The organism is Vallitalea maricola (genome assembly GCF_036985595.1).
GTDB lineage: Bacteria > Bacillota > Clostridia > Lachnospirales > Vallitaleaceae > Vallitalea > Vallitalea maricola.
The window spans coordinates 93830-105665 of sequence record NZ_BTPU01000035.1; the positions used below are offsets into that span (position 1 = coordinate 93830).

General features: G+C 30.4%; 10 protein-coding genes. 8 read left to right on the forward strand and 2 right to left on the reverse strand.

All coding sequences use genetic code 11. The annotated features are described in order from the left end of the window. Positions 1 to 135 precede the first annotated feature (135 nt). Both pdxT and pdxS read right to left on the reverse strand, forming a co-directional pair. Entirely contained in the window at positions 136 to 702 is a 567-nt protein-coding gene (pdxT, locus tag AACQ14_RS11770) for a pyridoxal 5'-phosphate synthase glutaminase subunit PdxT (RefSeq protein ID WP_339363788.1), read from the reverse strand. A 1-nt stretch (position 703) separates the two neighbouring features. Further along, positions 704 to 1582 carry a pyridoxal 5'-phosphate synthase lyase subunit PdxS gene (gene pdxS / locus AACQ14_RS11775; protein WP_339363789.1) on the reverse strand — a complete coding sequence of 293 codons (879 nt, stop codon included), beginning with the start codon at positions 1580 to 1582 and terminating at the stop codon, positions 704 to 706. 224 nt (positions 1583 to 1806) lie between these two features. Between pdxS and AACQ14_RS11780 the strand changes: the two genes are divergently transcribed. From AACQ14_RS11780 to AACQ14_RS11815, 8 genes are all read left to right on the forward strand, one after another. Next, positions 1807 to 2547, forward strand: coding sequence for a hypothetical protein (locus AACQ14_RS11780; RefSeq protein ID WP_339363790.1), 741 nt, complete (start codon positions 1807 to 1809; stop codon positions 2545 to 2547). A gap of 2 nt (positions 2548 to 2549) precedes the next feature. Then, positions 2550 to 3179: a TetR/AcrR family transcriptional regulator gene (locus AACQ14_RS11785; RefSeq protein ID WP_339363791.1), complete on the forward strand. Its 630-nt coding sequence runs from the start codon at positions 2550 to 2552 to the stop codon at positions 3177 to 3179. A gap of 28 nt (positions 3180 to 3207) precedes the next feature. Beyond that, positions 3208 to 3972, forward strand: coding sequence for a nitroreductase family protein (locus AACQ14_RS11790; RefSeq protein ID WP_339363792.1), 765 nt, complete (start codon positions 3208 to 3210; stop codon positions 3970 to 3972). A gap of 382 nt (positions 3973 to 4354) precedes the next feature. Beyond that, positions 4355 to 6343, forward strand: a complete 1989-nt coding sequence (gene uvrB / locus AACQ14_RS11795) for an excinuclease ABC subunit UvrB (RefSeq protein WP_339363793.1) — start codon at positions 4355 to 4357, stop codon at positions 6341 to 6343. 76 nt (positions 6344 to 6419) lie between these two features. Further along, positions 6420 to 9251 carry an excinuclease ABC subunit UvrA gene (gene uvrA, locus AACQ14_RS11800; RefSeq protein WP_339363794.1) on the forward strand — a complete coding sequence of 944 codons (2832 nt, stop codon included), beginning with the start codon at positions 6420 to 6422 and terminating at the stop codon, positions 9249 to 9251. A 493-nt stretch (positions 9252 to 9744) separates the two neighbouring features. Continuing rightward, on the forward strand, positions 9745 to 10452 hold the full coding sequence (locus AACQ14_RS11805; protein WP_339363795.1) for a PHP domain-containing protein: 708 nt from the start codon (positions 9745 to 9747) through the stop codon (positions 10450 to 10452). A 466-nt stretch (positions 10453 to 10918) separates the two neighbouring features. After that, on the forward strand, positions 10919 to 11398 hold the full coding sequence (gene nuoE, locus AACQ14_RS11810) for an NADH-quinone oxidoreductase subunit NuoE (RefSeq protein ID WP_339363796.1): 480 nt from the start codon (positions 10919 to 10921) through the stop codon (positions 11396 to 11398). A gap of 26 nt (positions 11399 to 11424) precedes the next feature. Further along, positions 11425 to 11820, forward strand: coding sequence for a (2Fe-2S) ferredoxin domain-containing protein (locus tag AACQ14_RS11815; RefSeq protein WP_339363797.1), 396 nt, complete (start codon positions 11425 to 11427; stop codon positions 11818 to 11820). Positions 11821 to 11836 lie beyond the last annotated feature (16 nt).

Consider the following 11836-nt stretch of genomic DNA (forward strand, 5'->3'; position numbering starts at 1 on the left):
ACAACCTGTAAAAGGCGTTCTTATCATTATATATGATTCTTTATATGTTGTGCCACTATGGAGAAAGTGAAAAACATAATTTTGGTGGTGGCTAAGAGGAATTATATGGTATTTATTAGTAATGATTGGGAAGATTTATTTAATCATGTTAATAAAGTATTGGTGCATTCTTAGGTCGTTTGTTAGTTCAGGGTGGAAAGATGTAACTAGTATGTTATTTTGTTTGGCGGCTACTATTTTTTCGTTGACTTTGGAAAGTATTTCAACATTATTTTGTGTGGTTTTTATATAGGGAGCTCTAATGAATATCATGGGATAGAAACCGTTTTGAACTCCTTTTATTTTTTTGTTTGTAGTGAAGCTGGATAGTTGTCTTCCGTAAGCATTTTTAACAACTTCTATATCCATTAAGGGAATATAGGTTTTATTGGAATCATGTATTTTTTTTGCTAGTATAATCATACCGGCGCAGGTTCCCCATACGGGGAGTCCATTCTTGATGACTTCGTACATTTTACCCTTAATATCAGATTCATCCAATAATTTTCCTATTGAGGTACTTTCGCCTCCGGGGATAATTAAACCGTCAATGTCATTAAAATCTTTGCTATATCTAATTTCTTTTGTTTCAATATTTAATTTTTCTAATTTATTTATATGTTCAATGTAAGCTCCTTGTAATGCTAATACGCCAATTTTCATGTTACCAGCCTCTACTTGCGAGCTTTTCTTTTTCTTCTAAGGATTCAACTGCAATTCCGCTCATTGGTTTACCTAAGTCTTCTGATAGTTTGGCTAGCTTAACTGGGTCATTATAGTAAGTTACTGCTTTGACAATGGCATCTGCTCTTTTTTCAGGATTATCTGATTTAAATATTCCAGAGCCCACGAATACGCCGTCACATCCTAATTGCATCATTAATGCGGCATCGGCAGGTGTTGCGATACCCCCTGCTGCAAAGTTGACTACTGGAAGGTGATTATTTTCATGGATGTATTTTATTAGGTCATAAGGAGCTCCCATTTCTTTTGCGGCATTCATTAGTTCTTCAGGATTCATTGAAGCTATTTTACTTATTTCGGACATCATTGTACGCATATGTTTTACTGCTTCTATAACATCTCCTGTACCTGCTTCTCCTTTGGTTCTTATCATTGAAGCTCCTTCACCAATTCGTCTTAAGGCTTCACCAAGGTTTCTTGCACCACAAACAAAAGGTACTTTGAATTTTTGTTTATCTATATGATAGAGATTATCTGCTGGTGTTAGAACCTCACTTTCATCAATATAATCTATTTCTAATGCTTCAAGGATTTGAGCCTCAACAAAATGACCTATTCTTACTTTAGCCATAACAGGTATGGATACCGCTTTTTGTATACCTTTTATCATTTTTGGGTCAGACATTCTAGCTATACCACCATCACGTCGTATATCTGCTGGTACTCTTTCTAAAGCCATAACGGCGCAGGCCCCTGCTTTTTCTGCTATAACTGCCTGTTCTGGAGTGGTTACATCCATTATAACTCCACCTTTTAGCATTTGAGCAAGATTTTTATTTAATTCATATCTTTCATTCATATTATATATCCTCCAATTAATTAAGTTTTCATAATCATTGAAATAATTATTATAGTAATAATATATTATAATACTGTATATTTTAAAAGGAACAGTTTGGTGTTTTTTCTGATGGTCAGTTTGTAATACTTCGAGCAAAATGAAAAAAAGTATTGATATAGATTAAATTGTAATGTATACTATCAGTATACTTAGTAAACCAATAGTGGAGGAAGGTAGATAAAATGAAAAAATACAGAAAAGCAATAAGAGTTTTAATGGTATTTGTAGTAGGGATTATTGTAATAATAACATTGCTTAATCTAAAGGCTAACAATCAAAAAAGACGCATTACTAATTCGGGAGATATTAAGATTATATGTAACAAGGATAAGGAAGAACAATATGTAACAATTAATATTGAAAAAGGAGTTGAATTTGCAGGTCTTTCCACAGGAATAATTAAATTTGCTGTAACGCCTCAATATGCTATATGGATTGAAGATATAGAAGGTAACTATCTAGAAACCTTGTATGTTACTGAAAAGATATCAAAAATAAAAAGGAAATCAGCTTTACCTGTTTATATGAAAATCCTATCCAATGAAGGTATAGAGGTGGATGATATATCAGGTGCAAGTATTACAAGTAGTATTAAAACTAATCCAATAAGTGTTGATGGCATTGACAGGAAAAAATTCAAGATATTTATGGAAGTAAATAATTCATATGATTACAATGATGTGTATAAGGAAAATTTAGCTATAGGTGATAAAGGGTATAATACGGATTATTGCGGGCAGCCAGCAGTTATATATTATGCTGAAGTAGATTTAGATAAGAATAATACTTATACTTTAGAACCAATAGGACATAGTGATCCCACAGGGGAAAGCGCTAATATAATTTATGAACTGGACTCTATAGAAGGAGCTTTAAATATTGTAAAGAAAGTAGATATTGAATTTTATAAAAGGGGTAAATAGTCATGTTGACAAGAGTGGAAAGAGAAAAACAAATAAGACGTGAGAGTATTATTGATTGTGCTGAAAGACTTTTTAATCTAAAAGGCTACCAGCAGACTACAATGAATGAAATAGCAATGGAATCAGAATTTACCAAAAGAACAATATATAAATATTTTACTAGTAAACAAGAAATATATTATGAAATCGCATATAGAGCATTTAAAGCATTGAAAGATTACACTGATAATATTCTTTATGAAAAAAATGTCAATGGATATGAAAAGACACTAATTTTTGCAAAACGATATGTAGAATTTCTAAGAACAAACGAGTTGTATTGTAAGATTATGTTAGAAATGAAGTCAGCACAAGTTCAATTAACTAAAGAGGAGAGTCAGTTATTTCAAGAAACAGATGCTGTAGCTAGTGAAATTATTATCGGTAAAATAATTGAAGAAGGTATAAAAGATGGGAGTATTATAAAAACTTGTACCAGTTTTGAACTTAGTTTTATGCTTTGGGGTGCTATTAGTGGAATAGTGGCTATTGCTCATAGTAAGAGGAAAATAATAGAAGAAAATACTAATAAGACATCAGATGACTTTATTTATAAATCAGTTCAAGGAATAGTAAAGACATTAAAAGCATAAAAAATAAACTAAGGATGGTGACTTTAATATGGATACTATTTATAAAAGGTATTCTGTTAGAAAGTATTTAAAAGAAGGATTAAGCAGTAGACAACAGGATTTAATGGATCATAAAATTAATGCTATTAAAGAACAAGGGCTATTTGGTAATGAGATTACCATACACCTAATCAAGCCGAATATTAAACAATTTAAACTTAGTTATGGTAGAATACAAGGAATGGCAGGATATATGTATGGTTATGTCGAGAAAACAATTAAAGGTTATATTGATTATGGTTATGTTATGGAAAAAAAACTTTTAGAGATGACTAAGAAGGATATAGGAACTTGTTGGCTTGGTGGAACTTATAATAAAAATTATTTTAATTCAATTGATGAAGTTGATAATAAAAGTATTCCAGCTGTTATTTCCTACGGCAGAAATAAGAAAAAAAAAGACAATAAGACTAGGAAACGTAAGGTATTTGAAGATATGTTTTTTGAAGATGAGCTGGACAAACCACTAATTCTCAATAAGGCTGATAAATTATATCCTGCATTTGAGGCTTTAAGATTAGCGCCATCAGCGCTTAATAAGCAACCATGGAGATTGGTGAAAAAGGATAGCGTTATTCATTTTTACCAATATATTAAAAAACAAGAATTTAACATAAGTAATATTGATATGGGAATAGGAATCGCCCATTTTGAATATGGTTTAAATATTAATAATGTTCCTTATAAATGGTTTAAAGGAATGGTTGAAGGAACTAGTCAATATATGTATCATATAAGCGTAGAGATATGTTGATGCTGATAAAAAATGATAGAGAGTCACATAATAAAAAGCTCTTAAAACCTTTAACAAAAAAAACGAAAAGTAACTTTCAAATGCAAGAGTTATTGTCATTTTCCACTTTGGAATTAGACAATGACTTTTTTATTTAACTCAATATAATATTGGATAAATTTTGTGCAAACATATGTTTGCATTTTTTTGCTAATATGATATAATAGTTAAGACTAAAATAATGATTGTATTATACATATATATATTATGTTTTTGATAATTGGTATAAGATGGTAATTATTTTTATTTAACTTATAATATTAGCTTAATAAGATTGAATTAATTATCTTTAAAGTCAAAGATAATTGATTTAATATGCAAATAATGAGATAGAGGTGATAATATGTCAAAATTTGAAATTCATTCAAAGTTTAATCCTACAGGAGATCAACCTCAAGCTATTAAGAAATTGGCTAAGGGATTTAAAGATGGTAAAAAATTCGAGACTTTACTAGGGGTGACAGGTTCAGGAAAAACATTCACTATGGCGCATATTATAAAAGAATTAAAAAAACCTACTTTGATTATGGCGCATAATAAAACATTAGCAGCCCAACTGTATAGTGAATTCAAAGAGTTTTTTCCAAATAATGCTGTTGAATACTTTGTTAGTTATTATGATTATTATCAACCGGAAGCATATGTCCCTCATACAGATACTTTTATAGAAAAAGACTCATCAATCAATGAAGAAATAGATAAACTTAGACACTCAGCTACAGCATCATTAGCAGAGAGAGACGATGTCATTATTGTAGCTAGTGTATCATGTATATATGGACTTGGTAGTCCAATAGATTACAAAAATATGGTACTTTCCTTAAGACCCGGTATGACAAAAGATAGGGATGAAATATTGAGGAAACTAGTAGATATTCAATATATGAGAAATGATATGAACTTTGTCCGAGGTACTTTTAGAGTTAGAGGAGATGTCATTGAAGTATTCCCTGCGGCTTCTTCTGATAGAGCAGTAAGAATTGAATTATTTGGAGATGAAATAGATAGGATAACAGAAATTAATGTGATTACTGGTGAAATACTAGGTTATATGGAACATATAGCCATATTTCCTGCGTCTCATTATGTAATTGAAACAGATAAAATAGAAAGAGCTATCAATTCTATAGAAAAAGAAAAAACAGAAGTAGTTAAGTCATTTAGAGAAAAAGACAAGTTATTAGAAGCTCAAAGAATTGCTCAAAGAACTAATTATGATGTGGAAATGATTAGAGAAACAGGATTCTGTTCAGGTATAGAAAACTACTCAAGGCATTTAACTGGTTTACCACCAGGGGCTCCTCCACATACTCTTTTTGATTATTTTCCTGATGACTTTTTACTTATTATAGATGAATCTCATATGACGGTTCCACAAGTAAGAGGTATGTATGCAGGTGACCAGTCAAGAAAATCAACTTTGGTAGAGTATGGATTTAGATTACCCTCAGCTAAAGATAATAGACCTCTTAATTTCCAAGAATTCGAAAGTAAGTTGAATCAAGTATTATTTGTTTCAGCAACGCCAGGACCATATGAATATGATCATAAGCAGTTAATAGCAGAACAGATAATTAGACCTACAGGTCTGTTAGACCCTAAGATAGAAGTTAAACCAGTAAAAGGTCAAATAGATGATTTAATATCCAATGTTAATAAAGAAATCGAAAATAAAAATAAAGTATTGATTACAACCTTAACAAAAAGAATGGCTGAGGACTTAACAGATTATATGAAAGAATCAGGTATACGTGTTAGGTACTTACACTCAGATATAGATACCCTTGAAAGAATTGAGATAGTACGTGATCTCAGGATGGATGTTTTTGATGTTCTTATAGGTATTAACTTGCTTAGAGAAGGATTAGATATACCAGAGATTAGTTTAGTAGCTATACTTGATGCAGATAAAGAAGGTTTTCTGCGTTCTGAAACTGCATTAATTCAGACAGTAGGACGTGCTGCAAGAAATGTTGAAGGTAAAGTTATCATGTATGCAGACATTATTACTGATAGTATGGATAGAGCTATTAGCGAAACTAATAGAAGAAGAAGTATTCAGGAAAAGTACAATAAAGAACATAATATAATACCTAAAACCATTAGTAAACCTGTAAGAGATATTATTCGTATAACTCAGGTTGCAGAATCCGAGGCAACTTATGAATTAACGAAAGATCCTGAATCTATGAGTAAAGAAGAATTAGAGGTCAAAATACTGAAATGTTCAAAAGATATGAAACAGGCTGCTATGGACTTGCAATTTGAAAGAGCTGCACAGTTAAGAGATGAATTATACGAATTAAAAAAACAATTAAATACACTGAATTAAACTTTGCTCATATTTAATTCAATTACTATATATTACAATTAAAAATTGTATCATCATAAATTATAAGAGGTGGCGTATGGGAAAAGATGTAATCACCATAAAAGGTGCAAGAGAACATAATTTAAAGAACGTAGACTTAACTATTCCAAGAGATAAATTTGTTGTATTTACTGGACTTAGTGGTTCAGGGAAATCTTCTTTAGCATTTGATACAATATATGCTGAGGGGCAAAGAAGATATGTAGAATCATTATCTGCCTATGCAAGACAGTTTTTGGGTCAAATGGAAAAACCGGATGTTGATAATATAGAAGGTCTATCACCTGCTATATCAATAGATCAAAAGACTACAAGCAGGAATCCAAGATCAACAGTAGGAACAGTTACAGAGATATATGATTACTTAAGATTGCTTTATGCTAGAGTAGGAATACCTCATTGTCCAAAATGTGGAAAAGTTATCAATAGACAAACAGTTGACCAAATGGTAGATGTAATAATGAAATTACCAGAAAGAACTAAGATAATGATAATGGCTCCAGTAGTAAGAGGCAGAAAAGGTCAACATATCAAACTTCTAGATCAGGCTAAGAAGAGTGGATATGTAAGAGCTAAGATAGATGGCAACATGTATGAATTATCAGAAGAAATACTTTTGGAAAAAAATAAAAAGCATACTATAGAAATAGTGATTGACAGATTGATAGTAAGAGAAGGAATAGAAAAAAGATTGACTGATTCTATTGAAACAGTTATGAAATTGACTGGTGGATTGCTAGTTATTGATGTAATTGATGGACAACCAATGTCATTCAGTCAAAACTTTTCATGTCCTGACTGTAATATAAGTATAGATGAAATTGAACCAAGACTATTTTCATTCAATAACCCTTTCGGTGCTTGTCCAGAATGTCATGGTTTAGGTTTCAAAATGAAATTTGACCCTGAATTAATTATTCCTAATCCCAAATTAAGTATAGTAGATGGTGCTATTGTTGCTCCAGGCTGGGCATCGGCTTCTAATGAAGAAAGTTATGTAAGAAGAATGTTTGAAGCATTAGGGAAAAAATATAAGTTTAAGATTACTACACCATATGAAAAATATTCTGAAGAAGTAAAAGATATTATTATGTATGGTACCAAAGGCGAGAAATTCATAGTCAAGTACAAATCAGATAAAGGTATGGGACAATATGAAACTGTATTTGAAGGATTGGTTCAAAGTCTCCATCGTAGATACAAAGAGACAACATCTGATTATATGAAACAAGAATATGAATCATTTATGACCAATACCCCATGTAATGTTTGTAATGGTGCAAGATTGAATCCTATAGCATTAGCAGTTACACTTGGAGGTAAAAACATATCACAGATAACAGAGATGTCAATAAGAGATATCAAAGATTTCTTTGATAATATAAAATTAACTGAAAGGCAGCTTATAATTGGGGAACAAATTCTAAAAGAAGTTAATGCTAGAATTGGATTCCTAGTAAATGTGGGGCTTGATTACCTGTCACTATCTCGTTCAGCGGGGACACTGTCAGGTGGAGAAGCTCAGAGAATTAGATTAGCTACACAAATAGGGTCTGGATTAGTAGGTGTGGTATATATTTTAGACGAACCTAGCATAGGATTGCACCAGAGGGATAATGAAAAATTACTGCATACATTGAAAAGACTAAAAAATCTAGGAAACACTTTGATTGTAGTGGAACATGACGAAGAAACCATGTTTGAAGCAGATTATATAGTAGATATTGGTCCAAGAGCAGGAGAGCATGGCGGTGAAATTGTTGCTGAAGGTACAGCAGAAGAAATAATGAAGATTGAGGATTCAATAACTGGTGCATATCTAAGTGGAAGAAAGAAAGTGGAAGTTCCACAAGTTAGAAGAGCTACTAACGGAAAATGGATTAATATAAAAGGTGCTTCACAAAATAATTTAAAGAATATCAATATAGATATTCCTCTTGGGATTTTTACTTGTGTTACAGGAGTTTCAGGCTCTGGTAAAAGCTCTTTCGTAAATGAAATATTATATAAGAGACTGGCTAGAGACTTGAACAGAGCAAAGATGAAACCTGGTAAACATAAGAATATGTTAGGATTAGAACATCTAGATAAAGTAATAGCTATAGATCAATCGCCTATTGGTAGAACGCCTAGGTCTAACCCTGCTACTTATACAGGAGTTTTTGACCATATTAGAGATATATTTGCAAGTACAGCTGAAGCTAAAATGAGAGGATATCAAAAAGGAAGATTTAGTTTCAATGTAAAAGGTGGTCGTTGTGAAGCCTGTAAAGGTGATGGTATAATCAAGATAGAGATGCATTTTTTACCAGATGTTTATGTACCATGTGAAGTTTGCCATGGTAAAAGATATAATAGGGAAACATTAGAAGTTAAATATAAAGGTAAAAATATATCAGAAGTCTTGAATATGACAGTTGAAGAAGCTCTTACCTTTTTTGAAAATATACCTAGGATCAAGAAAAAACTTCAAACACTCTATGATGTTGGATTATCATATATTAGATTAGGACAACCATCAACAACATTGTCAGGAGGAGAAGCACAAAGGGTTAAACTGGCTACTGAATTAAGTAAAAGAAGCACAGGTAAAACCATGTATATACTCGATGAACCAACAACTGGTCTCCATTTTGAAGATGTTAATAAATTGATTACAATATTGCAACGTTTAGTTGATGGAGGAAATTCGGTTCTTGTAATTGAACATAACCTGGATGTTATCAAAACTGCAGACTATATTATAGATTTAGGACCAGAAGGTGGCGACAAAGGTGGTCTGGTTATAGCAAAAGGAACACCGGAAAAAGTAGTAAAGTGTAAAAAGTCTTATACTGGTAAATTCCTAAAGAAAGTTTTAAATAAATAATTTAATACAACCGTTAATAATATATAAACTATCATAATTAATATATTATTAGCGGTTTTTATTTTACGTAAGTTAAATTATACTATTAAAATTAACCGATTGAATATAATTACTTATTTAACCAAAGAAAACTGATTATTTGAATTAAATTAATAAGATTTATTTTATTGGATCATTTATGATGTTAATTTTAAAAATAATTATTTCACAATATTTAATATAAAAAAGTTAAAAAACTAATATTCTTAATGAAAAAAACAAGATGAAACTAGTAAATAGAACTAATTTTAGATGGAAGTAATTTACTTAATATATTGCGTTTTTTTGTTGAAAAACTCTATTTTCATGGTATAATAAAAAGTGTTATAAAAAACAATAGTAGAATATAGTTTCTTTACATTTATTTCTGTTTTTGTTATAATAACAGGGATGTGTGTTTGTCAAAATTGATAAAATATTAACAAAAAATATAGACTATATTTGGAGCGGATTTATGAAATTATACTATGATTTTCATATTCATACAGCTCTTTCGCCTTGCGGAGAAGATAGCATGACACCTAATAACATTGTAAACATGTCTTTAATTAATGAATTAGATGCCATAGCTATAACTGACCATAATTCTGCAGAAAATGTCGAAGCAGTAATTAAAATAGCTAAGGGGAAAGATATTATTGTTGTTCCAGGAATTGAGATAGAAACAAAAGAAGAAATACATGTTGTAGGGTTGTTCCCTGACATTGAGAGTGTATACAATGTTCAAAGCAAATTATATAGTAAATTACCCTATATTAAGAATAAATCTACTGTTTTTGGACATCAATATGTTTTGGATGAGAATGATGACATTATAAAAGAACTGGATAAACTTCTACTAACATCTGTTGCAATGTCATTAAATGAAGTTATAAATTTGATACATGATAACAATGGAATAGCAATACCTGCTCACATTGATAGACCTAGTTATAGTATATTAGCTAATATAGGATTTATACCAGACGATTTGAATACTTCTATACTCGAGATTTCTAGATTTTCTAACTTAGATACTTATAGACAAAAATACAAAGACTATCATATTATACAATCTTCAGATGCTCATGAATTAGGGTATATTGGAATTAAAAAAAATTCATTAGAAGTTAATGAAAAAAATATAGAATCAATATTTAACGCACTCAAACAATATGAATAGATAAGAAAATAATTTGAACTAATTTTATAAAGTGAATTGTTAATAATAATTAATATTATTAAGTAAAAGTCATAGTGCTTATAAATATTCATTAATGGTTGTAATAGTAACAATTCTAGTTCAATTTATATATATACTAATGTGTTGGATTGATGTATTTTCTAATGTTATTAATTAAACACATTATTGCATATTTAAACATGAGAATTTTAATAGACTTTCCTTTTTAAGTTTATTATGCATTATACTTTAATAAATAAGGTTAAATATCCGTACCCTTTTGTTATTTTAATTGAAAAATACTTGGTTATTTGTAAAACTTGTAGAAAAAACATGATATTTATGATTTAACCCCATAAAATGGTAATAATGCAGCTTTTCGTGTTAAATATATAACTTTGGTTTATAATTAATAAATTAATATAATTTGTTAATCATTTACATTATATAATAAGGAGGTAAGCAAATGGCAGCTAATTCAGCATTAACAGATGAAAAGTTCCAAGAATTGGAGCAGTATATTGATGCAATGCCAACTACAAAAGGAGAACTCATACGTGTTTTACATAAAGCACAAGATATTTTTGGATATTTACCAGAAGAAGTTCAAAAATTTGTAGGAAAAAAATTAAAAATATCAACAGCAAAAGTATTTGGAGTAGTTACATTCTATTCTTATTTCACAATGACTCCGAAAGGTGAATTTAACATTTCAATATGTATGGGTACAGCTTGTTATGTTAGAGGTGCTGAAGATGTTTTGAATGAATTAAAAAAAGAGTTGAAAATTGAAGTTGGTGAAACAACACCAGATGGTAAATTTTCACTACAATCACTCCGTTGTGTAGGGGCTTGTGGACTTGCTCCAGTTGTTATGGTTGAAGATAAAGTCTATGGTCGTGTAACACCAGATATGGTCAAGGATATTCTTGCAGAATACAAATAATTGTATTTTAAAAAGGAGGAAAAAAAATGGCAAAGATTAAATCTTTTGATGAACTTAAAAAAATCAAAGAAAAAGTTCAATCAAATGTAGAATTAAGAGAAAAAGGCGAAAACATTGATAATTTAATACAAATAAAAGTTGCTATGGCTACATGTGGTATTGCATCTGGTGCTAGAGAAGTAATGAATTTCCTAATTGATGAATTAGCAAAAGAAGGCATTAACAACGTAGTTGTAACACAAACTGGTTGTATGGGATATTGTTATGCAGAACCAACAATTGAATTAACTATGCCAAATAGCGAACCAGTTGTATATGGTGATGTAACAATAGAAAGAGCAAAAGAGGTTATTGAAAAACATATTAAAAAAGGCGAGTTAATTGATGGAATAATCCCTGTAACTCATAAAACTATTGAATAAAAAAAGTTAGGAGGCT

Bases quoted from the DNA above. Each gene is read 5' to 3' on its own strand.
- nuoE (WP_339363796.1), top strand. From the start codon at position 10,919: ATGGCAGCTAATTCAGCATTAACAGATGAAAAGTTCCAAGAATTGGAG.
- AACQ14_RS11780 (WP_339363790.1), top strand. From the start codon at position 1,807: ATGAAAAAATACAGAAAAGCAATAAGAGTTTTAATGGTATTTGTAGTA.
- AACQ14_RS11815 (WP_339363797.1), top strand. From the start codon at position 11,425: ATGGCAAAGATTAAATCTTTTGATGAACTTAAAAAAATCAAAGAAAAA.
- pdxT (WP_339363788.1), bottom strand. From the start codon at position 702: ATGAAAATTGGCGTATTAGCATTACAAGGAGCTTACATTGAACATATA.
- AACQ14_RS11790 (WP_339363792.1), top strand. From the start codon at position 3,208: ATGGATACTATTTATAAAAGGTATTCTGTTAGAAAGTATTTAAAAGAA.
- uvrB (WP_339363793.1), top strand. From the start codon at position 4,355: ATGTCAAAATTTGAAATTCATTCAAAGTTTAATCCTACAGGAGATCAA.
- AACQ14_RS11785 (WP_339363791.1), top strand. From the start codon at position 2,550: ATGTTGACAAGAGTGGAAAGAGAAAAACAAATAAGACGTGAGAGTATT.
- AACQ14_RS11805 (WP_339363795.1), top strand. From the start codon at position 9,745: ATGAAATTATACTATGATTTTCATATTCATACAGCTCTTTCGCCTTGC.
- pdxS (WP_339363789.1), bottom strand. From the start codon at position 1,582: ATGAATGAAAGATATGAATTAAATAAAAATCTTGCTCAAATGCTAAAA.
- uvrA (WP_339363794.1), top strand. From the start codon at position 6,420: ATGGGAAAAGATGTAATCACCATAAAAGGTGCAAGAGAACATAATTTA.